This window comes from Streptomyces sp. NPDC102258, from assembly GCF_055584685.1.
The window spans coordinates 388,712-413,419 of sequence record NZ_JBVJLO010000002.1; the positions used below are offsets into that span (position 1 = coordinate 388,712).

At 74.6% G+C, this 24,708-nt stretch carries 25 protein-coding genes; 16 read left to right on the plus strand and 9 right to left on the minus strand.

Annotated elements, in window-relative coordinates:
• The first annotated feature begins 7 nt into the window (after positions 1-7).
• The 7 genes from ACZ6ZT_RS04915 to ACZ6ZT_RS04945 all read left to right on the plus strand — a co-directional run bounded on the left by ACZ6ZT_RS04915 (position 8) and on the right by ACZ6ZT_RS04945 (position 7,418).
• Entirely contained in the window at positions 8-559 is a 552-nt protein-coding gene (locus tag ACZ6ZT_RS04915) for a TetR/AcrR family transcriptional regulator (RefSeq protein WP_469715576.1), read from the plus strand.
• A 250-nt stretch (positions 560-809) separates the two neighbouring features.
• Positions 810-1,223, plus strand: a complete 414-nt coding sequence (locus tag ACZ6ZT_RS04920; protein ID WP_469715578.1) for a hypothetical protein — start codon at positions 810-812, stop codon at positions 1,221-1,223.
• Positions 1,220-1,984: a transcriptional regulator gene (locus ACZ6ZT_RS04925; RefSeq protein WP_469715580.1), complete on the plus strand. Its 765-nt coding sequence runs from the start codon at positions 1,220-1,222 to the stop codon at positions 1,982-1,984. The genes ACZ6ZT_RS04920 and ACZ6ZT_RS04925 overlap by 4 nt, the downstream gene beginning before the upstream one ends.
• Before the next feature lie 71 nt (positions 1,985-2,055).
• Positions 2,056-2,556 carry a roadblock/LC7 domain-containing protein gene (locus ACZ6ZT_RS04930; RefSeq protein ID WP_469715582.1) on the plus strand — a complete coding sequence of 167 codons (501 nt, stop codon included), beginning with the start codon at positions 2,056-2,058 and terminating at the stop codon, positions 2,554-2,556.
• Positions 2,557-2,675: 119 nt separating this feature from the next.
• Positions 2,676-3,050, plus strand: coding sequence for a hypothetical protein (locus ACZ6ZT_RS04935; RefSeq protein ID WP_469715584.1), 375 nt, complete (start codon positions 2,676-2,678; stop codon positions 3,048-3,050).
• A 182-nt stretch (positions 3,051-3,232) separates the two neighbouring features.
• Complete coding sequence (locus ACZ6ZT_RS04940; RefSeq protein WP_469715585.1) at positions 3,233-6,796, plus strand: bifunctional glycosyltransferase/CDP-glycerol:glycerophosphate glycerophosphotransferase; 3,564 nt, start codon at positions 3,233-3,235, stop codon at positions 6,794-6,796.
• Between the two features lie 136 nt (positions 6,797-6,932).
• Positions 6,933-7,418: a VOC family protein gene (locus ACZ6ZT_RS04945; RefSeq protein ID WP_469715587.1), complete on the plus strand. Its 486-nt coding sequence runs from the start codon at positions 6,933-6,935 to the stop codon at positions 7,416-7,418.
• Between the two features lie 90 nt (positions 7,419-7,508).
• Here the strand turns inward: ACZ6ZT_RS04945 and ACZ6ZT_RS04950 are convergent, their stop codons facing one another.
• A complete protein-coding gene (locus ACZ6ZT_RS04950; protein WP_469715588.1) occupies positions 7,509-8,243 on the minus strand; it encodes an SIR2 family NAD-dependent protein deacylase in 735 nt (244 codons plus the stop codon).
• A gap of 168 nt (positions 8,244-8,411) precedes the next feature.
• Here ACZ6ZT_RS04950 and ACZ6ZT_RS04955 point away from each other — a divergent pair, with 168 nt between their 5' ends.
• Positions 8,412-8,861 (plus strand): hypothetical protein, encoded by a 450-nt coding sequence (locus tag ACZ6ZT_RS04955; RefSeq protein ID WP_469715589.1) that lies wholly within the window; start codon positions 8,412-8,414, stop codon positions 8,859-8,861.
• Positions 8,862-8,939: 78 nt separating this feature from the next.
• Entirely contained in the window at positions 8,940-9,785 is an 846-nt protein-coding gene (locus ACZ6ZT_RS04960; protein ID WP_469715591.1) for a GNAT family N-acetyltransferase, read from the plus strand.
• A 104-nt stretch (positions 9,786-9,889) separates the two neighbouring features.
• Here the strand turns inward: ACZ6ZT_RS04960 and ACZ6ZT_RS04965 are convergent, their stop codons facing one another.
• Together ACZ6ZT_RS04965 and ACZ6ZT_RS04970 are read right to left on the minus strand one after the other, a co-directional pair.
• Positions 9,890-10,333, minus strand: a complete 444-nt coding sequence (locus ACZ6ZT_RS04965) for a subtilase-type protease inhibitor (RefSeq protein ID WP_469715592.1) — start codon at positions 10,331-10,333, stop codon at positions 9,890-9,892.
• Positions 10,334-10,569: 236 nt separating this feature from the next.
• Positions 10,570-11,031 (minus strand): Crp/Fnr family transcriptional regulator, encoded by a 462-nt coding sequence (locus ACZ6ZT_RS04970; protein ID WP_469715593.1) that lies wholly within the window; start codon positions 11,029-11,031, stop codon positions 10,570-10,572.
• A gap of 292 nt (positions 11,032-11,323) precedes the next feature.
• Between ACZ6ZT_RS04970 and ACZ6ZT_RS04975 the strand changes: the two genes are divergently transcribed.
• On the plus strand, positions 11,324-13,264 hold the full coding sequence (locus ACZ6ZT_RS04975) for a glycoside hydrolase family 5 protein (protein ID WP_469715595.1): 1,941 nt from the start codon (positions 11,324-11,326) through the stop codon (positions 13,262-13,264).
• Between the two features lie 84 nt (positions 13,265-13,348).
• On the opposite strand, the gene ACZ6ZT_RS04980 is transcribed toward ACZ6ZT_RS04975, so the two are convergent.
• Complete coding sequence (locus tag ACZ6ZT_RS04980; protein WP_469715596.1) at positions 13,349-14,038, minus strand: hypothetical protein; 690 nt, start codon at positions 14,036-14,038, stop codon at positions 13,349-13,351.
• A 339-nt stretch (positions 14,039-14,377) separates the two neighbouring features.
• On the opposite strand from ACZ6ZT_RS04980, the gene ACZ6ZT_RS04985 reads away from it, so the two are divergent.
• Positions 14,378-17,119 carry a LamG-like jellyroll fold domain-containing protein gene (locus ACZ6ZT_RS04985; protein ID WP_469715598.1) on the plus strand — a complete coding sequence of 914 codons (2,742 nt, stop codon included), beginning with the start codon at positions 14,378-14,380 and terminating at the stop codon, positions 17,117-17,119.
• Between the two features lie 73 nt (positions 17,120-17,192).
• Here the strand turns inward: ACZ6ZT_RS04985 and ACZ6ZT_RS04990 are convergent, their stop codons facing one another.
• A complete protein-coding gene (locus tag ACZ6ZT_RS04990; protein WP_469715600.1) occupies positions 17,193-17,654 on the minus strand; it encodes a hypothetical protein in 462 nt (153 codons plus the stop codon).
• Between the two features lie 103 nt (positions 17,655-17,757).
• Here ACZ6ZT_RS04990 and ACZ6ZT_RS04995 point away from each other — a divergent pair, with 103 nt between their 5' ends.
• Positions 17,758-18,141, plus strand: a complete 384-nt coding sequence (locus ACZ6ZT_RS04995) for a hypothetical protein (protein WP_469715601.1) — start codon at positions 17,758-17,760, stop codon at positions 18,139-18,141.
• Here ACZ6ZT_RS04995 and ACZ6ZT_RS05000 read toward each other — a convergent pair.
• Together ACZ6ZT_RS05000 and ACZ6ZT_RS05005 are read right to left on the minus strand one after the other, a co-directional pair.
• A complete protein-coding gene (locus ACZ6ZT_RS05000) occupies positions 18,110-18,943 on the minus strand; it encodes a MerR family transcriptional regulator (RefSeq protein WP_469715603.1) in 834 nt (277 codons plus the stop codon). The genes ACZ6ZT_RS04995 and ACZ6ZT_RS05000 overlap by 32 nt on opposite strands.
• Before the next feature lie 37 nt (positions 18,944-18,980).
• On the minus strand, positions 18,981-19,439 hold the full coding sequence (locus ACZ6ZT_RS05005) for a hypothetical protein (RefSeq protein ID WP_469715605.1): 459 nt from the start codon (positions 19,437-19,439) through the stop codon (positions 18,981-18,983).
• A gap of 231 nt (positions 19,440-19,670) precedes the next feature.
• On the opposite strand from ACZ6ZT_RS05005, the gene ACZ6ZT_RS05010 reads away from it, so the two are divergent.
• Both ACZ6ZT_RS05010 and ACZ6ZT_RS05015 read left to right on the plus strand, forming a co-directional pair.
• Complete coding sequence (locus ACZ6ZT_RS05010; RefSeq protein ID WP_469715607.1) at positions 19,671-19,859, plus strand: hypothetical protein; 189 nt, start codon at positions 19,671-19,673, stop codon at positions 19,857-19,859.
• Positions 19,860-20,580: 721 nt separating this feature from the next.
• Entirely contained in the window at positions 20,581-21,084 is a 504-nt protein-coding gene (locus ACZ6ZT_RS05015; RefSeq protein ID WP_469715609.1) for a peptidoglycan-binding domain-containing protein, read from the plus strand.
• A gap of 27 nt (positions 21,085-21,111) precedes the next feature.
• Here the strand turns inward: ACZ6ZT_RS05015 and ACZ6ZT_RS05020 are convergent, their stop codons facing one another.
• Both ACZ6ZT_RS05020 and ACZ6ZT_RS05025 read right to left on the minus strand, forming a co-directional pair.
• Complete coding sequence (locus ACZ6ZT_RS05020; protein WP_469715611.1) at positions 21,112-21,627, minus strand: P-loop nucleotide/nucleoside kinase family protein; 516 nt, start codon at positions 21,625-21,627, stop codon at positions 21,112-21,114.
• A 79-nt stretch (positions 21,628-21,706) separates the two neighbouring features.
• The gene (locus tag ACZ6ZT_RS05025; RefSeq protein WP_469715612.1) at positions 21,707-22,450 is read right to left on the minus strand and encodes an SDR family NAD(P)-dependent oxidoreductase; all 744 of its coding nucleotides are present in this window, start codon (positions 22,448-22,450) and stop codon (positions 21,707-21,709) included.
• Between the two features lie 158 nt (positions 22,451-22,608).
• On the opposite strand from ACZ6ZT_RS05025, the gene ACZ6ZT_RS05030 reads away from it, so the two are divergent.
• Together ACZ6ZT_RS05030 and ACZ6ZT_RS05035 are read left to right on the plus strand one after the other, a co-directional pair.
• On the plus strand, positions 22,609-23,685 hold the full coding sequence (locus ACZ6ZT_RS05030) for an RNA ligase (ATP) (RefSeq protein WP_469715613.1): 1,077 nt from the start codon (positions 22,609-22,611) through the stop codon (positions 23,683-23,685).
• Positions 23,686-23,789: 104 nt separating this feature from the next.
• The gene (locus ACZ6ZT_RS05035; protein WP_469715615.1) at positions 23,790-24,701 is read left to right on the plus strand and encodes a DUF2199 domain-containing protein; all 912 of its coding nucleotides are present in this window, start codon (positions 23,790-23,792) and stop codon (positions 24,699-24,701) included.
• Positions 24,702-24,708 lie beyond the last annotated feature (7 nt).

Sequence of the window (24,708 nt, forward strand, 5' to 3'; positions counted from 1 at the left end):
ATGCCTTATGCGCCAGAATCCGGAACGCCGCGCCGCCCTCCTCGACGCCGCCATCGAAGTGCTGGCGCGCGAGGGCTCACGGGGTCTGACGCTGCGCGCCGTGGACAAGGAGGCCGGGGTGCCGACCGGCACCGCCTCCAACTACTTCGCCCACCGCGGCCAGCTGCTGGTCCAGATCCTGCACCGCACCCGCGAACGCCTCACCCCGGGCCCCGCCGACCTGGAGGGCCCGCCGGACACCGAGGAGCTGCTCCGCCGGCTCCTGGGACGGCTGCGCCGCGAGCGCAGCGTGCAGATCGCCGTGCTGGAGCTGCGGTTGGAGGCCACCCGCAGGCCCGAACTCCAGGAGGAACTGGCCCGGTTCCTGGGCGCGGAGCTGGAGGCGAACATCGCCGGGCACCTGGACGCGGGCCTGCCGGGGGACCGGGACGGCGTCCTGCTCCTCTACTTCGCCATGCTCGGCCTGCACCTGGACGACCTGACCCTGCCGGGGATGACCGCCGCCCACCCGGCGGACCGCCTCCTCGGGGTGATGGCGGAGCGGCTGCTCACCCGGTGAAGTGGCGGACGACCGGCCCGGCCGGGCTCCGTTTCGGGCAGGATGGAGGCGGCGGGACGCCTCGGCCGTCCCCCTCGATCGCGTTCTTGATCAGAAACGGATGCGATCCGGCCAAGCTGTCACGTGCTACCGCGCATGTTCCAGCGGAAAATGCCAGAACGCCGTTTCGGGCAGTGGAATTTGAGTAAGTTCCCTTCTGGTCGCGCCGTAGGACGTGCACACAGCACGTGCGGCCGGGAGGGGAGCCCGCGTGCCCGGGATCGACGAATGCCTGCTCGAAGCCATGGCCCTGCCTGGTGCCCGTGGGGCCGCGCTGGTCGACTGGAGCAGCGGACTGGCCCTCGGCACCGCCGGTGACTCGCCGGTCGGCGACCACGAGACCACCGCCGCCGAGACCGCCGAACTGGCCCGGGCGGCGGCCGAATACGAGTCCTTCGCGCCCGCCGCGGGCGAACCCGGCTCCGCCGGCGGCCCGCCGGCCGCCGGGCCACCCGTGGAAGACCTCATCGTCACCACGCGCACCGGCTACCACGTGCTCCGCTTCGTCGAGACCAGCTTCGACAGCAGCGTCTTCCTCCACCTGTGGCTGGACCGCACCGACGGCAACCTCGCCCTCGCCCGCCACAGGCTCCGCGCACTGGCCGAAGGACTCGTGCTCAGATGACCACCGCCGTCTCCCCGCTGCTCACCCGCCTCGCCGCCGAACGCGCCACCGGCGCCCTGCTCCGCGACCGCGGCACCCTCTTCCTGGAGGACGGCCGCATCGTCCACGCCGAGAGCCCCGCCACCCCGGGGCTCGACGTCCTGCTCACCACCGGCGGCGGACTCGCCCCCGAACGCTGGAAGGAGGCCGTGAACCAGGCCGGCGCCCGCCGCCAGGTCGCGCGCTTCCTCGTCGACAGCGGCGGCCTCGCCGGCGGCGAGCTGGAGATCTGCCACCTCGCCGCGATCTTCGACGCCGCCTTCTTCGCGCTCTCCCCGGGCAGCGGGCCCTCCCGCTTCCGGCGCGGGGCGACCCACTGGATCGGTTCCGTCCGCTCCGTCCCGGCGGCCGCCGTCGAGCGCGAGACCAGCCGCCGCCGCGAGCTGCTCGACGCCGTGTGGCCGTACCCGCTGCTCGACATATGCCCGGTGGTGCCCCGGCCGGCCGCGCCCGGACAGACGGTCACCGCCCGGCAGCGGATCCTGCTGGGCCAGGCGGACGGCGTACGCACCCCTGCGGACCTGGCCTGGGCGCTCGGCCGGCCCGCCTTCCACACCCTGCTCGACGTACGAAGACTCGCCGCCGCGGGCCTGGTCGAGACCCCGCACACGCGGCCGGCCCCCGTAACGGTCCCGCCCCTGCCCGCCTGGATCACTGAGGCCCAATCCCCGGACGTGGCTCTGCTCCGCCGGTTACGCGACGCACTGGAGGCAAGCCTGTGAGGCTCCCGATGCGACCTGTTCTGCGAACCGACCGCACCGAGCGGAGGATGCCCGAAGGCAGGAGCGCCGACATGAGTACGGCGATGGTCCCCGCGGAGGCCGAAGCCGAGATACTCGCCGAGCTCCGCAGGCTGCGGGCCCGGGTGCCCCAGCTCACCGGGGCCCTCGCCGCGAGCGCCGACGGGCTGGTGCTCGCCCAGGACAGCGCCGCCACCGCGGCCGAGTCCGTCGCCGCGCTCACCGCGGCCGCGCTCGGCGTCGCCCAGCGGCTCAGCGACTGCACCGGCCAGGGCGGCTTCCGGGAACTCCTCGTACGCGGCGAGCACGGGTACGTGGCCACGTACGCCGCGGGCGAGGCGGCGGTGCTGACCTTGATCGCGGAGCCGCGCGTCAACGTCGGCCGCCTCCATCTGGAGGCCCGCCGCTCCAGCCTGCGGATCACCGAGCTCATCGACCACAGCCTCGGCCGGCGCGGTCCGGGCCCGGTCCCGCCGCCGCCCGCTCAACCCCCTGCCCAGGCCCCCGCTCAGCCCCCGGCCCTGCCGTCCGCTCAGCTCGGCCCGGCGTCCTGAGCCCGTTTCCGTACCCCTCCCCCTTCCTTCCGCTCTTCTTCCGTCTTTTCGCCCAGCAAACGCGGGCACCTCAGCCCGTCCCGTCCCGGCAACCGCCCCAGCAGAAAGAGGAACCCCTCATGGTCAACGTCGAGACCGCCCTCAAGGAAGCCACCACCACCATCGACGGCGCCATCGGCGCCGCGCTCGTCGACTACGGCAGCGGCATGGCCCTCGGCACCATCGGCGGCGGCAAGGAACTGGACCTCTCGGTCGCAGCGGCCGGCAACACCGACGTGGTCCGCGCCAAGGTCCGCGCGATGGAGATGCTCGGCCTGAACGACGAGATCGAGGACATCCTGATCACGCTCGGGAGTCAGTACCACCTGATCCGGCTGATGAAGGCGAGGGGCACCAGCGGCTTCTTCCTCTACCTCGCGCTCGACCGCGGCCGGGCCAACCTCGCGATGGCGCGGCACCAGCTGAAGAAGATCGAAGCCGAACTGGAGATCTGAGACATCCGAGGGAGCCGCGACGGCGCGGTGGCGGGCGGCTGAATCTTTGTCGTCCGCCCCGGCGGCCCCGGGTATATGTCCGTGATGGGCGGACTTTATCATCCTGTTACAGAGTAAGATGCTGTAATCAGCTGATCATCAACTCATCGACAGAGCAAAAAACGCTGGAGAACCCGCCACCCATGCCCCCGCGCCTGAGCATCGTCGTCCCCGTCTACAACGTCGAGCTCTACCTCGATGAGTGCCTGGAGTCCCTCGCCGCTCAGACGTTCGACGACTTCGAGGTCGTGATCGTCGACGACGGGTCCACGGACACGAGTGCCGCCCTCGCTCAGGCGTTCGCGGAGCGTGACCAGCGGTTCCGGGTGGTCCTCCAGAAGAACGCGGGCCTCGGCGCCGCCCGGAACGTAGGCTTCCGGCACGCCGCCGAGGGCACCGAGTACGTGGCCTTCGTCGACAGCGACGACACGATGCCCCCGTACGCGTACGAGCGCCTGATCGCCGCCCTCGACGAGACCGGCTCCGACTTCGCCGCCGGCAACGTCAGGCGCTTCCGCTCCGTCGGCATGCAGCAGTCCTGGGGCCACCGGCTCGCATTCGCGAACACCCGGCTGAAGACCCACATCTCCAAGTTCCCGGCGCTGGTCACCGACCGCACCGCGTGGAACAAGGTCTACCGGCGCAGCTTCTGGGAAGAGCACGGCTTCGCCTACCCGGAGGGCATCCTCTACGAGGACGCCCCCGTCAGCATCCCCGCGCACTACTTCGCCAAGAGCGTCGACGTGATCGGCGACGTCGTCTACCACTGGCGGGTCCGCGAGACCGGAGAGCGCTCCATCACCCAGCGCTCCACCGACCCGGTCTCCGTCATCGACCGCGTGACCTCGGTCCGCCTGGTCCGCGAGGCCCTCCTCGGCAAGTCCGGCGAGAAGTACGCCCGGTACCTGCGCGAGTACGACCGCAACGTACTGAGCGAGGAACTCCCCCTCATCTACAAGTACGTCGCCGAAGGCGGCCCGGACTTCCGCGCCGCCTTCGTGAAGGAAGTCGGCGGCCTCATCCGGGAGATCGGCACCGACCCCTGGAACGACCTCACCGTCGCCGACCGGCTCAAGGCCTACCTGGCCCGCGAAGGCCGCGTCGAGGAGTTCATCGCCCTCCTCAAGCACCAGCGGGACTTCACCTACAGCGTCCCGGTCAAGGGCCTGGCCCGCCCGCAGGCCGACTACCCCTTCCTCAAGGCGCCCGTTCCGGCCAAGCTGCTGACCCTCGGCCCGCGCGAACGCCGCGTCGTGAGCCGGCTGGAGCAGGCCGCCTGGAGCGACGGCAAGCTGCTGCTGCGCGGCTACGCCCTGCCCGGACACCTGGGCGCGGAGAGCCGCCTCGGCTCGCGCAAGATGCTGATCTTCCGCGAGAACGGCAAGCGCCGCCGCACCGTCGTCAACACCCGTACCGTCGCCTCCCCGATGGCCACCGTGAACAGCCCGCACCTCGCCCTGCGGCACGCGGACTGGGCCGGCTTCAGCGCCGTCGTCGACCCCACCGTCTTCCAGTCGGGCGGCAAGTGGCGCGAGGGCATATGGTCCACCTCCATCGCCGTCACCGGTGCCGGAGGTCTGCACCGGGCCCGCCTCAAGGGCGGCGAGCACGATAGCGCACTCACCCCGCCCGCCTACTGGGCCACCCCCGACGTCCGCATCCTGCCGACCGTCAACAACGTCCTCACCGTCCAGGTCGAGATCGTCCGCGCCCGCGTCCTGGACGTCCGTGCCACCGCCGACGCCCTGGAGCTGACGGGCGAACTGGCCGCCGAGGCCGGTGCGGACGCCACCCTGCAGGCCAAGCACGGCGGAACCGTCCTCACCTTCCCGCTCACCACCACCGCCGCCGGCCCCGGCGGCCGGATCCCCTTCACCGCCGTCGTGCCGCTGGCCGACCTGGCCGCCGTACCCCTGCGCAAGCCCGGCACCTGGAGCCCCGAGGCCTGGAACCTGGCCGTGGTCGGCGGCGACGGCACCCGTCACCCCCTCGCCCACGACGAGCGCGGCGGCTTCACCGGCCTGGTCGCCCCCCTCCCGGACGACCCCGCCGAACGCACCGTCTTCGCCAAGCGCGGCATGAGCGGCCACCTGGTCCTCTCCGTCCAGCCCTCGCCGCCGCTCGTCGACTCGGTCACCGCCCGCGAAGGCACCCTGACCCTGGGGGGCAGCTTCCGCGCGCCCGCTTCCACCGCCGACGAGGCGTACGAACTGGTCCTGCACAACCAGTACGGCATGGAGTTCAGCTACCCCGTCACCCGCGACGGCGACCGCTTCGAAGCCACCTTCGAGCCCGTCCTCCCCGAGCCGTACGCGGGCCGCACCAGCCTCCCGGCGGGCCGCTGGTGGCCCACGCTGCGCCCGGCCGCCCAGGGCGGTTCCACCGCCGGGCTGCTCGGCGTCGACCGGGGCGTGCACGTCCAGCTCGCGGCGCCCGTCCTGACCTCCGGACCCCACCCGATCACCGTCCTCGGCCGCCGGATGCGCGTCGAGGCGCGCCTGCACGACCGGATGGCGCTGGTCTGCGACCCGCTCCTGAGCCCGCACGACCGCTCGCACTACGCGCAGCGCGTCGCCCGCGACGTCACGTACCCGGCCCAGCGCGCCCTGCCCGTCAAGGACATGGTCGTCTACGACACCTTCCAGGGGAACGGCGCCGGCGACTCGCCCCGCGCCATCCACGAGGAACTCCTGCGCCGCGGCGAGAAGCTGGAGCACGTCTGGCTGGTGCGCGACGGCCGCGCCGAAGTCCCGCCGACCGCGCGCGCCGTCCAGTACGACAGCCTGGAGGCCTGGGACGCCCTGGCCCGCGCCCGCTACTACGTCGTCAACGACAGCGTCCCGCTGCCCTTCTTCCGCCGCCCCGGCCAGACGGTCGTCCAGACCTGGCACGGCACGCCGCTGAAGCAGATCGGCTACGACTTCACGCACGACTACTACACGAGCCCCGAGGTCCTCGAAGGGCTCCGGCACGACGCCGCCCAGTGGTCGCTGCTCGCCTCCCCGAGCTCGTACGCCACTCCCATCCTCAAGCGGGCCCTCGGCTACGACGGCCCGGTCGTGGAAACGGGCAGCCCGCGCGCCGACGCCCTGCTGCGCCCCGACGCCGCGCGGATCGCGGAGGTCCGGCGCCGGCTCGGCCTGCCGGAGGGCAAGAAGGTCGTCCTGTACCTGCCCACCTGGCGCGAGAACCGCCTGGGCTGGACCGGCGGTTACAAGCTCGACCTGCGGATCGACCTGGACGCGGCCCGCCGCGCGCTCGGCGAGGACCACGTACTGCTGGTACGCGGCCACCACAAGGTGGGGGAGCAGGTCCGGGAGGGCGTGCGCGACGGCTTCGTCCTCGACGTCTCCCGCTGGCCCGACACCACCGATCTGCTGCTCGTCGCCGACGTGCTGATCTCCGACTACTCCTCCGCGCTCTTCGACTTCGCGCTGACGGACCGGCCGATCCTGCTGTTCACGTACGACCTGGAGCACTACCGCGACACCCTGCGCGGCTTCACCTTCGACCTGGAGGCCAAGGCCCCCGGACCGCTGCTGAAGGACTCCGAAAGCCTGATCGCTGCCGTGCGCGACGCCGACGCGGTGGGCGCCGAGTACGCGGCGGCGCGGGCGGCGTTCCGCGAGGAGTTCTGCGACCTGGACGACGGCCGGGCCACGGAGCGGATCGTCGACCGCATGCTCGAAGCGCGGCCCGACATGTAGCTCGAAACGTAGCCCGCAGGGGTGAACGTACGGACAGGTTCCGCGCCCGCCGATGAGTTCCGGGCGCGGAACCGGTCTGTAGGGGTGTGGGCCGGCAGCCGCCGCCCGCACCGTTCATCCCCCTCGGGAGGCAGTCATGGCCGGCAAGGGCTTCTCCACCTGTCTGTGGTTCGACGGCGACGCGGAGGCCGCCGTCGACTACTACCTGTCCGTCTTCAAGGACGGCAGGACCGGCCGGATCGGCCGCTCCACCTCGCCGGAGCAGAGCCCGGGGGCCGGGGAGGTGCTGTTCGTCGACTTCGAGATCAACGGGCAGAGCTTCGTCGCCCTCAACGGCGGCCCGCAGTTCACCTTCTCCGAGGCCGTCTCCTTCCAGATCCGCTGCGCGGACGAGGCGGAGGCCGACTACTACTACGCGGCGCTGACCAGGGACGGCGGCGAGGAGTCCGCCTGCGGCTGGGTGAAGGACAGGTTCGGGGTGTCCTGGCAGGTCACCCCGGAGGAGGTGCTCGACCTGGTCTGCGACCCGGACCCGGCGCGGGCCGCCCGCGCCACCGCCGCCATGATGCGGATGAAGAAGCTGGACGTGGCGGAGATGCGCCGCGCGGCCGACGCCGGCTGAGGGCCCGACGGCCGGGCTCGGGTCTTTCCCGGACCCGAGGCGTGGCCGTACCGGGGCCCGGCGCCCGCCGGCCCGGCGACGGGCGGCCCGTCAGGCCGAACCGGCCGACAGGCGGGCCAGCAGGGCCGGCAGGGCGGTGCCGATCGGCTCGCGCACGACCTCGTCGGCCAGCGCGTCGTACGGGGTCTCCTCGGCGTTCACGATGATCAGGCGGGCCCCCGCCCGCGCCGCCATCCCGGCGAGCGAGGCGGCGGGCTGCACCTGGAGGGTCGAACCGACCGCGATGAAGACGTGGCACCCCTTGGCCACGGCCACCGCCTGCGCCAGCACCTCCGGGTCCAGCCGTTCGCCGAACATCACGGTCGCCGTCTTCAGGATCCCGCCGCAGGCCCGGCAGTCCGGGTCCGGCTCCCCGGCGGCGACCCGGGCCAGCGCCTCGTCCAGCCCCGACCGGGCATGACAGCGGGTGCAGACCACCGACCGCGCGGACCCGTGCAGCTCGAACACCTTGCGCGCCGGCATCCCGGCCAGCTGGTGCAGCCCGTCCACGTTCTGCGTGATCACCCGGACCGGAGTGCCGCCACGCTCCAGCTCGGCGACGACCAGGTGCGCCGCGTTGGGCCGCGGCGAGGCCGCCCACACCTCGGCGCGCATCAGCCAGGACCGGCGGCGGACCTCCGGATCGGCCATGTAGTACGCGTACGTCACGAGCTTCTCGGCGCCGGGCTCGCGCCGCCACAGGCCCTGTGGCCCCCGATAGTCCGGGATCCCCGAATCGGTGGACATCCCGGCCCCACTGAACACTGCGACGAGCGGCTTCCCCATGCGCCGACCCTACGCAGCCACCCGCGCGGCCCGCGACCCGATTTCGCGAGGTCCGGGGCCGGTCGGCAGCGGGGAGGGACGTTCCCTGCGGTGAATCTCCGCGCCCACCGGAGTGAGCCCGCGCCGCGCCCCTGCCGGTACGGCCGGACGAGCCGCTACAACCCGGACATGACGCTCACGCCCCGCCGCTCCGGCGCCCTGCTCCTCGCCTTGTCCGCGGTCCTGTCCGCCCTCCTCGCCTCCCCGTCCCGGGCCGCCGCCCCCGCCGACGACCGGGGCCCGCTGCGCCACCTCCACCGGCACAGCGCCGGGGAGATCACCCGCTTCCTGCGCACCTTCTACGGGGAGCACGGCCCCACCGGCCCCTACCGCACCCTGCGGATCTCGCAGCAGCTGAAGGAGAAGCAGGACCGCACCCCCGACTTCGACGTGCTGCTCTGCGCCCAGGACCGCCCGCGGCACATCGCCGTCGGCCCGGCCACCGTCGCCCAGTCGGCGCGCGTCGGCTGGGCCACCGTCACCACCTTCTGGGGATCGGGGGCGACCGACACCTTCACCGCGTACGTACGCCTGGACTCCGTGCCGATCCAGCTCGACGACGTGATCTGCGCGGGCTGAGCCGCGCCGCCCCCGTGTCGGGCGGGGGCCGGATGCGCACTCCTGCGCACGCTGCCCTCGTCTGGTACAACACCGGGCATGACGGGATTCGAGATCACCGGTGCGAGCGCGTCCGACATGGCACTGATCCGGGACTGGGCCGGCGCGGAGGGCTGGAACCCCGGGCTCACCGACCGTTTCGCCTTCGCGGTCGCCGACCCCGAGGGCTTCCTGGTCGGGCGGCTCGACGGTGACCCGGTGGCCTGCGTCTCCGCCGTCCGCTACGGGGACGCCTTCGGCTTCATCGGGCACTACATCGTCCGCCCAGATCTGCGCGGGCGGGGGTACGGGATCAGGCTGTGGGACGCCGCCACGCAGCGGCTGGCCGGGCGGCTCACCGGGCTCGACGGGGTGGTCGAGCAGCAGGCCAACTACCGCAAGTCCGGCTTCCGTCCGGCCTGGACGAACCTCCGCTTCGAGGGGGTCCCGAGCGCCGGCGGGGACGACGGGGCGGTGGAGACCGTGGACGCGGCCACGCTGCCCTTCGCCCGGCTCGCCGCCTATGACCGGCGGTTCTTCCCGGCCCCCCGCGACGCGTTCCTCTCGGCCTGGACCGCCCTGCCCGGCCGGACCGCGCTGGCCGCCGTCCGGGACGGGCGGATCGAGGGGCTCGGTGTGATCCGCCCCTGCGAGGGCCCCGCCCGGATCGGCCCGCTGTACGCCGCCACCCCGGAGGTCGCCGCCGCCCTGGTGCGGCGGCTGGCCGGGTGCGTCCCCGGCGGGGAGGTGTCCGTGGACGCACCCGACGCGAACCCGGCCGCGGCCACCCTGCTGGCCGGGCTCGGGCTCACCCCGTCCTTCGAGACGGCCCGCATGTACACGGGCCCGGCGCCCGAGGTGGACACCGCCGGCCTGTACGGGGTCACCAGCCTCGAACTGGGCTGACGCCCGGGCGGCCCGGCGCGGGCGGAGGCCGGGTGGCGGTCGCACGTCGCCGCCCGGCACACCGTGGTGCGGGGCCCCGGGTCACGGGCCGCCGCTCCGGGGCGTCAGACGCCGAACAGCGTCCCGGTGCTGGCGTGCAGCCCGCACGGGTTGGCGAACGTGTACGTGTAGCTCAGCCGGCGCCCCTGCCACACGCCGTCGGCGGTGACGGTCACCGGGTTCCACTCCCGGGTGCACCTGATGTTCGGGCGGGGCGCGGTGAGGGGGTCCAGGGCAGGGCCGTTAGCCTTCAACTCGGCGCAGGCGGCGGCGGGTTCGGGGTGCGTACCACCGGGACGGGGCGCGCACACCAGCGTCACCGCGCGCAGCACCGTACCGTTCGCGGCGTCCGGTCCGGCCGTCACGCTGACCACGAGCGCGGACGGTGCGTACAGGCTCTGCGTACCGGTCGGAGCCGCGTCGGCGGCGCCGGTGCCGGCCAGCGCCGTCAGGGCGGTGAGCGCCATGGCTCCGGTGGCCAGTCCCAGACTCCTGGTGATGGACCGCATTTCGAACACTCCTCGGGTCGGTGTTTCGGATAACGGACGGGAGTCTTGCCGATCCGCAGCGTGAACGCCCGTTCGTACCGCTGTTTCTCGTCACCGATCGTGAGGACGTGTGCGCAGTCCGCAGCCGTGCCGTGCTCGTGACGTGCGCGGGAGCGCCCCGCCGAATCGGCTGAACACACCCCCTGGAAAGGGGTTGGCGCGCCGCGCGGGGCTCTCCGGGGTGGTCGGCGGGGCCGTCAGCGGGTCGTTTCCCGGTGCGGGGCGTAGAGGTCCAGCAGCCGGGTCCGGGTCTGCTGGAGCCGTACCGCGAGGACCCGTCCCACCCAGTGCCCGACGGCCGAGCCGAAGGCGGGGTCGGCGTCCATGAGTAGCCGGACCGTCTGCCCGTCGAACTCGTAGGCGCGGACCGGGGTCATCGCCTCGGCGCTCAGCTGCCAGACGTACGGCGGGAACAGCCAGGACCAGCCGACGAGCTCGCCGGGTCCCAGGCTCTCGACCGGGGCCGCCCGGTGCCCGGGTACCGGGGTCTCCAGCGTCACCGTGCCGGAACGCACGATCCAGAAGGACCGCGCCCGGCCGCCCTCGTCGAAGAGCCGCGCGCCCTCGGGGAAATTCACCTCACGGGCATGGGACATCAGCCGCCCGCGATGTTCGGTGGACAGGACGGCGGCGATCCGGATGGGGGAAGGTGTGCTCACGACAGCCTCCGATCACGCCCCCCGAACCTGCTGGTCCCCCCAGTGTCGCCGACCACGGCCCGGGATGGCGGCATACCGCGGCCCGGGTCGCGGCGCCGGTACGCCGCGGGCCCGCCGCCCGCCGGGGGCGGCGGCTCCCGCCCGGAGGGTGACCGGCGGGACGCCGGAGCAAACCATTCCGCCAGGGTCCTTTCCGGAGGCCGTGTTCCGTGCCTTCCCTGTCCGGGGACCGGACGGTAACTTGTCGCCGCAGCCGCCCGGGACCGGGTGGCCACAGCCGGCGGGAGCCGACATGAAGAGCCTCGTACGGGTGGTGCTGAGCGTGCTGCTCCTGGCGGGCGGCGCGGTACCGGCCGCCTCCGCCACTGCCTTAGCCACTGCCGCCCCACCGGTCCCACTCGCCCCGGCGTCGGCGGGTGCCCCGGTGGACGCGCCCTGGACGCCCCCGCTCTCCACCCGGGGCCGCTACATCGTCGACGCCCGCGGCGACCGCTTCCGGCTGCGCTCCGGCAACTGGGACGGCGCCCAGGGCTCCTGGAACGGCTCCGGTGACCAGGGCGACCCCGCCAACCATCACGCGGGCCAGGACTCCCACGGCATCCCCCTGGGCCTGGACCGCACCGCGTTGCCCGCCCTGCTCGCCGACTTCCGGGCCCTCGGCCTCAACAGCGTCCGGCTGCCCTTCTCCAACGAGATGCTCCACACCGCCACCCCCGTCCCGGACGCCGCCGTCGCCGCCAACCCGTCCCTGCGCGGCCGCACCCCGCTCCAGGTCTACGACGCCGTCGTACGGGCCCTGACCGACGCCGGGTTCGCCGTCATCCTGAACAACCACACCGGCACCACCCGCTGGTGCTGCGGCCTCGACGGCAACGAACGCTGGAACAGCGGCCGTTCCACCGCCCAATGGGCCGACGACTGGGTCTTCCTCGCCCGCCGCTACCGCGACAACCCGCGCGTGGTCGGCGCCGACCTCTACAACGAGGTCCGCCGCGACACCTGGGACGACCCCAACTGGGGCCTGGGCGACGCCCACGACTGGCAGGCCGCCGCCCAGGAGGCCGCCGACCGGATCCTCACCGAGGCCAACCCCGACCTGCTCATCGTCATCGAGGGCATCAACTGGACCGGCATCCCCCTCGACGGCCTGCCCCACGGCCGGCCCGTCCTCACCCCCGTGCGCACGCTCTCCCACACCCTCGTCGTCTCGGGCAAGCTCGTGTACTCCGCCCACTTCTACGGGTACACCGGCCCCCGCCACAGCGGCGCGACCGGCCTCGGCGAGACCCATGACGCCCGCTACCAGGACCTGACCCCCGCCGAACTCCGCCAAACCCTCTACGACCAGGCCTTCTTCGTCTCCGCCGAAACCGGGACGCACTTCACCGCCCCCGTCTGGATCAGCGAGTTCGGCACCGGCGCCGACGAGAACGGCACCGCCCCGCGCGCCTGGTTCCAGAACCTCACCGGCGACCTCGCCGCCTCCGACGCCGACTTCGCCTACTGGCCGCTCGTCGGCTGGAGCACCACCGCGCAGGGCGCCCCCGGCGGCGACAGCTGGGCCCTGCTCCGCTACGACACCACCGGCCGCCGCACCGGAGTCCTCGACCCCGCCGACTGGCGCACCGGCCCCTGGACGGCACTCACCACCGCCCCCGGCCGCACCGGACCCGTCCCCGCCACCACCGCCTGGTACCAGCTGAGCACCGACCACCGGGACCACAACGCCTCGCTGCGCACCCGCGCCACCGGGGACTGGGACACCGGCGCCCGCAAGGCCGTCTGCCCGGACGGCTCTCGCCTGGCCGCCCTCAGCCACACCGGCGGCCGGGGCCTGTGCTCGACCTCCGGCCTGCGGTCCGAGGCCGGGGGCCAGACGGTGGTCCGCGACGAGGAGTACGTCCCGGCGGGCGGGGACTGGGCCGGCGGATACACCAAACTCCAGTGTCCGGCCGGGCAGTTCCTCATCGGATACAGCGTGCGCGGCGAGCGGGTCTCCGCGGCCCTGTGCGTCCCGGCGCAGACCGCGCTGCCCGCGGGCGGCGGCCGTACGGTCTGGTTCGACCGGGGCGACAACCGCCCGGCGGGCGCCGGCGGCGGCGATTTTGCCTCCGGCCACTACAAGGGCCAGTGCCTGCCGTCCGAGTACGCGGCGGGCATCGCCTTCACCACCCGCGCCGCCGCCCGCCCGGGCCCGGCGGCGCTGCTGTGCCGCACCCTGCCGGGCGGCTGAGCGCCGCAGGGACACCGGGCGCACGCGCCTCCCGGCCCGCGCACGGCGGGCCGGGAGGCAGGGGGCCGGGGGAGGGGGTGTGCGTCAGGTGCCGGGCTGGCACTTGAGCGTGACGCTGAGGGAGTCCGAGGCGTTGCCGGCCTTGAGCGTGGCCGTGACCGCCGGTCCGGCGGCCGCGGCTGCCGGGCGGCCGGGGAACTTCCCCACGAAGGTCGTGGTGCCGCTCGGGGCGGCGAACTTCACCGTCGGGTTGGCCGACCTGCCTTCGGACGACCAGTTGACGTCGATGTCTCCGGTGCCCGTACCGGTCAGCTTGCCGGTGAACGTGACGTTCTGCGGCTTCGAGCAGTCGACCACATCGGGAGTGGTCGCTCCGCCCGTGATGTCCACGTCGGAGATCTTGACGGTGGACGTGGGCACCCTGGCCGGTTTGCTGCAGCTGACCGACCTGTTGCCCTGTCCCTGCCCCTGGCCGTGGGGCTGGGCGGTGTAGTTGCCCTTCTTGACGTCCTCGGTCGTGGACGTGCCCTGCCCGTTGGTGGTGACGTTGAACTTCTCCGGCCCGGTGATCCTGACGTTCTGGTTGGGCTTGAAGCCGGTCAGCGTCAGGTCGAACTCCTGTGGACTGGTGTTCGGCGCCGCCACCAGCGCGCAGGCCGCGGCAGGGACCGCGGCGGGTGCGGCCGGTGCCGCCGCGTGCGCCATCGTGGACGGCATGGCCACCGCGGTCACCAGAAGCGGGGCGAGCAGTGCGTAACGAGCGTGCCGATTCATGCGTTCCCTCCTTGCCGGGAAAGCATCGGGTGGGATGGTGAGGACATCGCGGTGGCGCGCGCCGACGGCGCGAAAGTACGGCGCGAAGGTGCGCCCGGCCTCGCCGGATCCGGTCCGCGTACGGCGGCCCCGGGGGCCTGGACGTCCTTTTTCACCCTATCCCCGCTGCCCGGCCCCGGCACGCCGAGCGGTCCGGCGGCCGGCGCCGCTGCGCATGCGATGGGTCAAGTCCGATGTCAGGACCCCCGATCCGCCCTAGGGTGCGCCCGTAGCCCGCACGTACGCCGGTGCGCCGCAGCCCGCGTGCCGCACCGTGACGCACACCGAACTGGGGGGTTCATGCGTAGATCCACCCGTAGATCCAGAGGACCAGTGGCCGCTCTCGCCCTGGTCCTCGCCGGCTCCGGAGCGCTCGTCGGCCTCGGCCCCGTCCCGCCGGCGGCGGCCGTCACCCCGCCCGTCGCCTTCACCGCCGACGCGCTGCCCACCTGGCAGCCCAACGGAATCGTCTGGGCCCTCGCCGAGGCGGGCGGCACGGTCTTCGCCGGCGGCACCTTCTCCGCCGTCCGCCCGCCCGCGGGCGCCGCGGGCGGCGAGCGGCCGGCGGTGAACTTCGCGGCTCTCGACGCCGCGACCGGCGCCCCCACCTCCTGCACCCTGTCCTTCACCATCGGCAGCGGCACCGCCACCGTCCGCGCGCTCACCCTCTCGCCGGACCAGAAGACCCTCTACGCGGGCGGCTACTTCGGCGCCGTCAACGGCACCCCGGTCTCCAGCATCGCCGCCATCGACGTCGCGACCTGCACCGTGAAGCCGTCCTTCCGCCCCGCCTTCGCGGCCACCGTACGAGCCATCGCCGTCACCGGCGACACCGTCTACGCGGGCGGCGACTTCCTCACCGTCGCGGGCCAGCCCCGCCGGCGCTTCGCCGCGGTCGACGCCGCCGACGGCACCCTGCGCCCCTTCCGGGCCGACGCCGACGACCCGGGCCGCGCCGTCGAGGTCACCCCCGACGGCGCGAACGTGCTGCTCGGCGGGGACTTCTTCACCGTCAACGGGACGGACACGCACGCCCTGGCCGTCGCCGACGCCACGAGCGGCGCCCTCAGCAGGTCCTATCCGGGCTTCATCGAGACCAACTCGGTCGTCAAGGACATCGCCACCGACGCGACCGGCTTCTACACCGGCAACGAGGGCACCGGCGGCGGGGTCTTCGACGGCCGCATCGCCCTGAACCTGTCCGACTTCGGCCAGCGCTGGCGCGACACCTGCCTGGGCGCCACCCAGGCGGTCCTGCCATACCAGGACGTGCTCTACAGCGCCTCCCACGCGCACGACTGCTCCAGCGTCGGCGAATACCCCGACGGCCCGCGCCACCACCTCCTGGCCCAGCCGACCACCTCCGTCGGCAAGCTGGGCTGGGCGCCCGACACCAACGACGGCATCGGCGAGGGCATCGGTCCGCGCGTGATGACGGTCGGCTCCACGGCCGGCACGCCCTACCTGTGGGTCGGCGGCGAGTTCACCACCGTCAACGGCGCCGCGCAGCAGAGCCTCACCCGCTTCTCCGCCACCGGCGACACGGGCGCGCCCACCGCCCCCGTCGCGAGCGCGGCCGCCTTCCGGCCCGGCGAGGTCCAGGTGCGCTGGCGCACCGGCCTCGACCTGGACGACAGCGCGCTCGCCTACCGGATCTACCGCGACGGCGCGGCCACCCCGATCGCCACGGTCACCGCCGACTCGCTGTTCTTCCGGCGCCCGCAGGCCTCCTGGACCGACACCACCGCCCAGGCCGGCCGGTCGTACACCTACCGGGTGACGGCGACGGACGCGGCGGGCAACGTCAGCGCCCCCTCGGGGACCGTCGCCGTCACCGTCCCCACCTCGGCGGACGCGTACCCGACCCAGGTCCGCGCGGACGGCGCCCAGCTGTACTGGCGCTACGACGACACCGCCCTCCCGTACGTGGCGGACTCCTCGGCCGGCGACCAGGCGGGCGTGCACCAGGACGCCCCCGCGCTGCGCCAGTCACCCGGCGCGGTCGGCGGCGCGAGCACGGCGATCGGCTTCAACGGCACGGCCGGCCACGTCTACGGCGACCGCCGGCAGAGCGTCGGCGGCACCTACAGCATCGAGACCTGGTTCAAGACCGGCACCACCCGGGGCGGGAAGCTGGTCGGCTTCGGCAGCCGGCAGACCGACGGCAGCGGCCAGTACGACAAGCACGTCTACATGACCGACGACGGCCGCCTCGTCTACGGCGTCTACACCGGCGCCACCCGCACCATCACCACCACCGCCGCCTACAACGACAACGCGTGGCACCACGTCGTGGCCACCCAGGGGCCGGGAGGCATGACCCTGTACGTGGACGGCGCCCAGCAGGGCACGCTCGATGTCACCACGCACGAGAACTACCCGGGCTACTGGCGGGTCGGCTACGACAACCTCAACGGCTGGCCCGACCGCCCGGCGAGCGACCACTTCGCGGGCCTGATCGACGAGACGGCCGTCTACCCCGGCGTGCTGAGCGCGGCGCAGGTGCGGCGCCACCACGACCTCGCCTCCGCCCCGGCCGACACCGTCGTCCAGCTCACGGCCACCGAGGACACGTACGCCAACGCGGGCGCACCGGACGGCAACTTCGGCGGCTCCGGCTCCCTGGCGGTACGCGGGACCCCGCTGTACGCGAGCTACCTGCGCTTCGCCCTGCCGGCCGCGCCGGCCGGCACGGTGCTCAAGGCGGCCTCGCTGAGCGTGAAGACCAGCACCATGGCCGGCGCCGGCACGGCGGACGCCGTCTCGGTCGTCCCGGTCACCGGAGCGTGGACGGAGGGCGGGACCACGTACCGCAACCGCCCGGACCTGGGATCCGGGGCGCTCGGCGGTTTCCCGGGGATCCCGGACGGCTCGGCGGTCCACACCGCCGGACTCGACACAGCGCCCCTCGCCGCCGCCCTCGGCGGCTCCTACGGCCTGGCGCTGACCGGCGCCGGAACGGACGCGCTGTGGCTGTGGTCCTCCGAGGCCGCGGCGAACGAGGGCACTCCGCGGCTGACGCTGACCTTCGGCGCCCCGTGACGCGGGCCGGCCGGGGGCGCTTTGGAACCCCCCGGCCGGCCTCCGCGGCGGCCCGCGGCGCATGCGGCGGGGGTCAGCGGCGCGGTTCCACCTCCAGGAAACGGCGGCCGCGCGGGCCCCGGTACAGCAGGCACTCCCAGCCGTGGCGCTCCAGTTCCGCCGCGCACGCCGTCAGCCGCTCCTGCTCCTCCCGCGCGGCCCCGCTCCCCGGCGGTCCCGGCCAGGACACCTCGACCCGGCCCGGCCCCGCGTCCGCCACCCGGTAGCCCGTCCGGCAGCGCCGTCCCCCGTCGTCCACCGCCGACGGCGGGAACCCGGCCGCCTCCAGTACGAGGGCCACCGCGCGGGGCATCAGCCGCAGCTCCCACGGGGCGGGCACGTCCGCCCCGCCGCCCAGCAGGCGCCGGATCTGCATGAGTCCCTCGTAGGCGGTGCGCAGCTCGGCGGCCCGCGCACCGCCGTCGGCCGGCTCCGGGCCGTCACCGCTCGCGGGCTCGAAGCCGCGCCCCGCCGGTTCCGGGTCCGGTTGCGGCACTCGTAACACCCCCTCCTCGTCTGACTCGTCTGAGTACTCCGTGCGCAACGGCCTGAGTATGCGCGCCGATTCCCCGGCGCGCCGCCGCTGCTGGAATGGCGTCATGACCACCCCGACGGCCACCGCACCCGACGCCGGCTCCGGCATCCGCCACCGGCCCCGCCTGCGCACCGTGGGCGCCGCCGGCTCGGCGCTCGCCGTCGCCCTCGCGCCGCTGGTGGTGGGCGTGCTGGTCGCCAAGGGGCTGGCCGCCGACCCGCACACCCCGGTCAACGCCCTCATCAGCGGCGGCGGGCAGCGCGCCGGGCTGCCGGGTGCCGAGTGGCGCCGCCGCGGCCACGCCACCGCCCGCCGACTGCGGACGGTCCGCCGGGGCACGGCCCTGCGCACCCGCCGCACGGTGTCCCGCGCGGCCCGGCTCGGGCCGTCCGGGGCTGCCCGGAGGCCGGGGGCCGTCAGGGCGTCAGGGGTTCCTGGAGCTCGGTGACCCACTGGCCGGGGTCCTCGGGGCAGGCCAGGGTGAGCTCACGGGCGTACCCGGACGAGCGGAGCCCGTTCGCGTCGATCCACCGGGCCAGGGCCTGCGCCGTCGCCAGCACCCCGTCCATGGACCCCCGGTGCACCACCGTCGCCGCCCGCTCGACCGCGGGCAGTTCGACGATCCGGACCGCGCCGCCCAGGTCCTCGGCACGGACGGCCCCGGCGACGGGGAGCCCGGCGTGCACCAGGACGGAGCCGGGCTCGCCGCCCGGAACGGGCTCGTAGTGGGCGAGGCCCGGACCGGTCGGCACGACACCGGCGCTCTCGACGCGGGCGCACAGCTCCTCGTACAAAGGACCGATGACCGGCCCGATGTCCTCGGGGGCGTAACCGGCGGCCACCCCCGTGAGTTCCGCCAGGCGGACGGGCGGCAGGCTCTTCACGACGATCTCTTCGGTGGGCATGGTGCCCTCGCTCTCGATGGTCCGGAGCCTCGTCTCGACCCGGGTGAGGCGCGCGGCGGCCTCGGCCGCGGCGGATTCCAGCTCCGCGCGGCGCAGGCGCAGCATGCCGCGCAGCTCCTCCGTGCTCACCTTCTCGTCGAGCACCGCCCCCACCTGGTCCAGGGTGAAGCCGAGCTCCTTGAGCGCGATGACGCGGTTGAGGCGGGCGAGCTGCCCGGCCTCGTAGAACCGGTAGCCGGTCACGGGGTCGACACGGGCCGGGCGCAGCAGTCCGAGGGCGTCGTAGTGACGCAGCATGCGGACCGACACCCGGCCGTGCTTGGCGAAGTCTCCGATGGTGAACATGACGCCTTCCAGTGGACGGCCTGACACCGTGTGAGGGTCAAGTCTGCCGCCCGTACTGGCGTACGCAGAGGTCCACGACGGACGGGGGGAGCGCGCCTTCGGCCGCCGCGCACAGTTCGTCCCCGCGCGGGGGGCCCGGGGGCGCCGGCCGGGGGACGTGCGGGGTGTGCGGGGGCGGGGGGCCGAGCGGGCGGGCGCGGCGCGGCACGGTGGGCTTCGGCGCGCGCTGCGCCGGGCGGGGGGCGCGGGAGGGTGCCGCTTCGGGGGGACCGGGCGGCGGATCGGGGGTGGGGGAGGGGGCGGGGTCGGCGTCGGGGAGCTCGCCGAGGGGGAGGGGGGCGGGGTGCGGGCCGGAGGGGGTGTCCGGGGAGTCGAGGGGCGGTACGGAGCCGCGCGCCGGGCCCGGAACGCCGGACTCCGGCCCGGCGGCGACACAGCCCGCGCTCGCGAGGAGCGCCAGGAGGGAGAGGGGCAGGGCGGCCCGGCGTAACTGCATTCGACCACCATGCCGTAGTCGGCTGCGGCCGGGCGGCGCCGCTCACGCGTCCGGGTGAAACGGGGCCGTGGGGTGCCGGGGCCGTCTCACACAGAACGGAAGGATGGGGGCGGATCGGACATCCGGCTTGACCGGAGTGGCTTCGGACGGAAAGAGTCCGGTCAGGAGCCCCGGCCAGGAGGCCCCCTGGTCAAGAGGCACCCCGCGAGCCGCACTTCGGAGACAACTGGAATGTCGACAGCCGTCCGCTCCACACCCGGCCCGGCCCTGATGGGCGGTTCGCCCGCCGCCAAGGCCCCGGCGGGCGGGCGCTCCGCTGCGGTCGGAGCGGACACGACGGTCCCGCTCCCGTTCGGCGGCGCCACCGCGCCGGCCGCGGGAACGGGCACGGCCCCGGCCGCCCGGCGGCCCGGAGCCTGACCGGCGGCACGGGGGCCGGTTTCGCACCGCCGCACCGGCCCCCGACCGTGCCGGGAGACGACCGATGACCCCACCCCCCGACGAGACCGGCCCCAAGCCCGACGCCGACAGCCTCATACGCCCGTACGCGGCGCCCCCCTCGCCCCGCCCGGCCCCGCGGGCGGGGACCCCGCCGCACCGGGCGCCCGCGCCACCGATGACGCCTCCGCCGTACGCGGCTGCGGGTGGGGCGTCCGCGCGGCCGACGCCGGTATCGCCGTTCGCGGGCCCGGGCCGGGCGTCGGCGCCGACGCCGCCGACCGTGCCGTCCCCGGGCCCGGGCCGGGCATCGGCGCCGCCGATGACGCCTTCGCCGTACCTGGCTGCGGGCGGGGCGTCCACGCGGCCGACGCCGGTACCGCCGTCCCCAGGCCAGGACCGAGTGTCCGCGTCGACCATGCCGTCCTCGGGCTCGGGCTGGGCGGCCGCGCCGTATCCGGTTCCCGCGTCCGCGGGTGGTGCGGCGGCGTCGGTCTGGCCCATCGGGCCGGGCGGAGGCGCTGACGGGGGAGCGCCGGCGGGCCGCCCGGGGGGCGTCGCCTCGCCGGTGTTCGGGCCGCCGGCGCCCGGGGCGGCCGAGTCCGCCCGGCCCCTCGGGCCGGTCGCCGCGTCGCCGTCGGCCACCAGGCCCGGCGGCGGCAGTGACCCCGGGCCGCCCGCCCGGCGGGGTGTCCGCCCGCCGTTGGCGGCTCTCGTGGTGATCGCGCTCGTGGTGGCGGGCGTACTGGCGTTCCTGCTGCGCGACCCCGCACCCGAGCCCGACCCCGGCGGCGTCCCGCACCCCGGGCTGGCGCTGCCCGCGCTGCCCGCCCGCAGCCCCGGCGCCGGGGAGCCCGATGCGCCCGCGCCCTCGCACACGCCCTCGGCGTCCGCCGCCCCGGGCAGCCCGTCGGCCGGGGCCCGGCCGTCGGGGGAGCCCGCGACCCGCCCGGCCGGCCCCGGGCCGAGCGCACCCGCCGCGAAGCCGTCGGCCGGGGCGCCGGGGACCCTGCGCCCGGGGGACCGCGGGCCCGAGGTGCGCGCCCTCCAGGAGCGGCTCTACGGGCAGGGGTTCACGTACGTCTCCCCGAACGGCGTCTACGACGACCAGACGCGGCGCGGCGTGGCGCAACTCCAGCGGGACCGCGACATCAAGGGCGACCCGAGCGGGACCTACGGTCCGGCCACCCGCGCGGCCTTCGGCTGAGAAGGTCCCCGGAAGGGGGCGGGGCCGTCACCCCACGCGGTCGGCGACGAGCCGGGCGACCCGTTCCGGCGCGATGCCGGTGGTGACGATCGACTCGGCCTCCCGGCCCAGCCACGGACGGGCCGCTTCGTAAGCGTCGAGGTGGTCCAGCCGCCACTGCCGGGCGCCCGTCTCCACGGCGTCCGCCTCGATCCGCCGCCTCAGGGTCTCCCGGTCCGCGTGCAGCACGAAGTGGCGGACGGGCACACCGGCCTTCTCGAACCCCGCCCGGATCTCGGCCCAGTACTCCTCCACGAGCACCGACTGGGGGACGACGAGGGTCCCGCCGACGTAGTCGAGGACCTGGACGGCGGTCTCCACGACCAGGGACCGCCACGGGGGCCAGTCCTGGAAGTCCTCGACCGGCACGGACCGCAGGACGTGCCGCAGCATGAAACCGACGTGTTCGGAGTCGAAGATCCTCGACCGGGGAAGCCGCGCGACGAGTTCCCTCGACGTGGTCGTCTTGCCCGCGCCGAAGGTCCCGTTCAACCAGATGATCACGACGCCGAGCGTAGTCACCGGAGGAACCACGTCCGGGCCGCTTCCCACGCTGGGCCAATTGCCCGGTCCGGGCCTCCGCTCAGCGGCCGCCGGCGACCCGCAGGACCGTCCCCGTCGTGTACGAGGCGTCGGCCGACAGCAGCCAGGCGATGGCCCCGGCGATCTCCTCGGGCTGCCCCGGCCGCCCCAGCGGGATGCCCGCCGCCGCGCGGGCGGGCCGCTCCGGGTCGCCCATCGCCGCGTGCATCCCCGTCTCGATGATGCCGGGCGCCACCGCGTTGACCCGGACGCCGTCGGGCCCCAGTTCCTTGGACAGGCCCACCGTGAGCGCGTCCACCGCCGCCTTCGTGGCCGCGTAGTGCACGTAGTCCCCGGGGCTGCCCAGGGTCGCGGCGGCCGAGGACACGTTGACGATGGCCCCGCCGCCGCCCTCCGCCATGTCCCGCGCGGCCCGCCGGCAGCACAGCAGGTACCCGAGCAGGTTGACCTCCACCACCCGCCGCAGGTCCTCGGCGCGGGCGTCGGCGAGACGGCCCAGGGGCCCGGTCACCCCGGCGTTGTTGACCAGGCCCGTGACGGCGCCGAGTTCGGCCCCGGCGATGTCGAAGAGCCGCTCCACCGCGCACTCCTCGGAGGTGTCCCCGCGTACGGTCACGCACCGCGCGCCGGCCCCCCGTACCCGCTCCGCGACCGCCTCGGCCGCCGCCCCGTCGTGTACGTAGCCGAGCACCAGGTCGTGGCCGTCGGCGGCGAGCCGCACGCAGGCCGCCGCGCCGATGCCCCGGCTGCCGCCGGTGACGACCGTGACCGGACGAGATGACATGACGGCCTCCTGGGGTCGGGAAGAGGGGCCCGCCGGTGTTCCGGTCCCCGCGCGCGCCGCCGCAGGCTAGCACCGCGATATTCGCTGGACCAGCGTAAATGGGCCGCCGGACAGTGGTGCCCCACCCCTTCCGCGCCTGTCCCGAGGAGCCGAGTGCGATGTCCACCCTGCGCGTCACCGTCGAGCGACTGACCGTGCTTCCGCACCCGAACGCCGACGCCCTGGAGCTGGCCCAGGTCGGCCTGTACCGGGCCGTCGTCGCCAAGGGCGCTTACCGCAGCGGTGACTTCGCCCTTTACATACCCGAACAGGCTGTCCTGCCAGCCCCGTTGATCGAGGAGCTGGGTCTTACGGGACGGCTCGCCGGAGGCGCCCACGACCGGGTGCGGGCGGTCCGGCTGCGCGGCGAGCTCTCGCAGGGTCTGGTGTGCCGGCCGCGCGCGCTGGCCGCCGTGGACCTGGAGCTCGCGGCGAAGGGGGGCACCGACTTCGCCGCCGCGCTGGGCATCGTCAAGTGGTCGCCGCCCGTGCCCACGACGATGAACGGCGAGGTCGAGGCGGCCCCCGGACTGCTGCCGTGGACGGACATCGAGAACCTGAGGCGCTACCCGCACGTGTTCGAGGCGGGCGAGCCCGTCATCCTGACCGAGAAGCTGCACGGCACGGCCTGCCTGCTGACGTACGTCGCCGACGGTGAGCGCGTCCTGGTCTCCTCCAAGGGCTTCGGCTCCAAGGGCCTCGCGCTCAAGGAGGACGAGCGAAACCTCTACTGGCGTGCCGTACGCGGCCACCGGGTACCGGAGGCCGCCGCCCGGCTGGCCGCCCGGCTGGGGGCCACCCAGGTCGGGATCTTCGCCGAGGTGTACGGCTCGGGGGTGCAGGACCTGGCGTACGGGGCGCGCGGCGGCGCGGCCGACGCGCCGCCCGGGTACGCCGTCTTCGACGTGTCCGCGGAGATCGACGGCCAGGTGCGCTGGCTTGATCCGGCCCGGGTGCTGGAGGACGGCGAACTCCCGCTGGTGCCACGGCTCTTCGAGGGTCCGTACGACCTGGAGAAGGTGCTGGAGCTGGCGAACGGACGGGAGACCGTCTCGGGGCGCGGGCTGCACCTGCGCGAGGGCGTCGTCATCCGCGCGGCGACGGAACGCCACAGCACCGTCACCGGCGGCCGCGCCCTCGCGAAGGCGGTCAGCCCGGCCTACCTGACGCGCAAGGGCGGGACGGAGTACGAGTGACAGCCCGGCCGCAGCCGCCGCGCGTCGGCGTCGGCGTCGGCCCGGACGGCCGCGCCGCCCGCCCCGGCGTCGGGGCGGGTGCGGCCGCTGCTTAGGGTGACGGCGTGACCAGCGACCACCTGCCCTCCTGTTCCTGCTGCGGCGACTCCCTGACGGACGAGCGGCGCATCGACGTCGGCTTCAACCTGCCCGACGCCGCCCTCGCCGCGCCCGAAGGGGCGCGACACCGGCTCGGCCCCTCCGCGCTGCTCCGGGTCGACGGCGTCGGCTCCTTCGTCCGGTGCCTGCTGCCCGTCCGGCTGACCCACGGGACGGAACTCGTCCTGGGCATCTGGCTGGAGGTCGACGACGCCGTCCTGCGCGAGGCCCACACCCGGTGGGAGGACCCCGGCTACGCGGACCTCGCCTTCGAGGGGAGGCTCGCCAACAAGGTCCGGCCCTGGGGCGACGACCTGCTGGGCGCGCCGTTCACCGCCCGGGTCGCCGAACCCGAGGAGCTGCCGCATCTCGTCGCGGGCCACGCACCGTTGGCCGCCCGGATCCTGGCGGACACCTGGGACCGGGACCACGTCCTCAGCCGCTTCCCGCACCAGCTCCCCGTCGACGTGCGCACCGACCTCGGCGACCGCTGGTCCGTCGTCCGCAGCGCCGGCCTCACCGCCCGGTTCGCCGACGGCGCGGACCAGTTCGCCGGTCCGGACCGCAGCGCCGCCGTCACCGTGTTCACGGACGACGTGCCGGGCCGCACCCCCGAGGAGTTCCTCTCCGTCCTGCTCGCCGGCGCCCCCGACCGGCTGCCCGCGCAGCGGCTCGTCGAGCCGCTGGCCGGGGGCCTGCGGCACGCCTTCTGGCTGACCCCGCACGACCACGGGCGGGAGCGGCACGAGTTCTACGGATTCACCGCGCCGGCCTCCGGCGCGGCTGCCGGGGTGTTCTGCACCCACGAAGACCCCGCGGACCTGGCGTGGGCGCAGGAGGTCTGGCGGTCCCTGGAGTGGGGGGCCGGTCCGTCCTGAGCGGTCC

Bases quoted from the DNA above. Each gene is read 5' to 3' on its own strand.
- ACZ6ZT_RS04915 (WP_469715576.1), top strand. From the start codon at position 8: ATGCGCCAGAATCCGGAACGCCGCGCCGCCCTCCTCGACGCCGCCATC.
- ACZ6ZT_RS04925 (WP_469715580.1), top strand. From the start codon at position 1,220: ATGACCACCGCCGTCTCCCCGCTGCTCACCCGCCTCGCCGCCGAACGC.
- ACZ6ZT_RS04930 (WP_469715582.1), top strand. From the start codon at position 2,056: ATGAGTACGGCGATGGTCCCCGCGGAGGCCGAAGCCGAGATACTCGCC.
- ACZ6ZT_RS04935 (WP_469715584.1), top strand. From the start codon at position 2,676: ATGGTCAACGTCGAGACCGCCCTCAAGGAAGCCACCACCACCATCGAC.
- ACZ6ZT_RS04940 (WP_469715585.1), top strand. From the start codon at position 3,233: ATGCCCCCGCGCCTGAGCATCGTCGTCCCCGTCTACAACGTCGAGCTC.
- ACZ6ZT_RS04945 (WP_469715587.1), top strand. From the start codon at position 6,933: ATGGCCGGCAAGGGCTTCTCCACCTGTCTGTGGTTCGACGGCGACGCG.
- ACZ6ZT_RS04950 (WP_469715588.1), bottom strand. From the start codon at position 8,243: ATGGGGAAGCCGCTCGTCGCAGTGTTCAGTGGGGCCGGGATGTCCACC.
- ACZ6ZT_RS04955 (WP_469715589.1), top strand. From the start codon at position 8,412: ATGACGCTCACGCCCCGCCGCTCCGGCGCCCTGCTCCTCGCCTTGTCC.
- ACZ6ZT_RS04960 (WP_469715591.1), top strand. From the start codon at position 8,940: ATGACGGGATTCGAGATCACCGGTGCGAGCGCGTCCGACATGGCACTG.
- ACZ6ZT_RS04965 (WP_469715592.1), bottom strand. From the start codon at position 10,333: ATGCGGTCCATCACCAGGAGTCTGGGACTGGCCACCGGAGCCATGGCG.
- ACZ6ZT_RS04975 (WP_469715595.1), top strand. From the start codon at position 11,324: ATGAAGAGCCTCGTACGGGTGGTGCTGAGCGTGCTGCTCCTGGCGGGC.
- ACZ6ZT_RS04980 (WP_469715596.1), bottom strand. From the start codon at position 14,038: ATGAATCGGCACGCTCGTTACGCACTGCTCGCCCCGCTTCTGGTGACC.
- ACZ6ZT_RS04985 (WP_469715598.1), top strand. From the start codon at position 14,378: ATGCGTAGATCCACCCGTAGATCCAGAGGACCAGTGGCCGCTCTCGCC.
- ACZ6ZT_RS04995 (WP_469715601.1), top strand. From the start codon at position 17,758: ATGACCACCCCGACGGCCACCGCACCCGACGCCGGCTCCGGCATCCGC.
- ACZ6ZT_RS05000 (WP_469715603.1), bottom strand. From the start codon at position 18,943: ATGTTCACCATCGGAGACTTCGCCAAGCACGGCCGGGTGTCGGTCCGC.
- ACZ6ZT_RS05005 (WP_469715605.1), bottom strand. From the start codon at position 19,439: ATGCAGTTACGCCGGGCCGCCCTGCCCCTCTCCCTCCTGGCGCTCCTC.
- ACZ6ZT_RS05010 (WP_469715607.1), top strand. From the start codon at position 19,671: ATGTCGACAGCCGTCCGCTCCACACCCGGCCCGGCCCTGATGGGCGGT.
- ACZ6ZT_RS05025 (WP_469715612.1), bottom strand. From the start codon at position 22,450: ATGTCATCTCGTCCGGTCACGGTCGTCACCGGCGGCAGCCGGGGCATC.
- ACZ6ZT_RS05030 (WP_469715613.1), top strand. From the start codon at position 22,609: ATGTCCACCCTGCGCGTCACCGTCGAGCGACTGACCGTGCTTCCGCAC.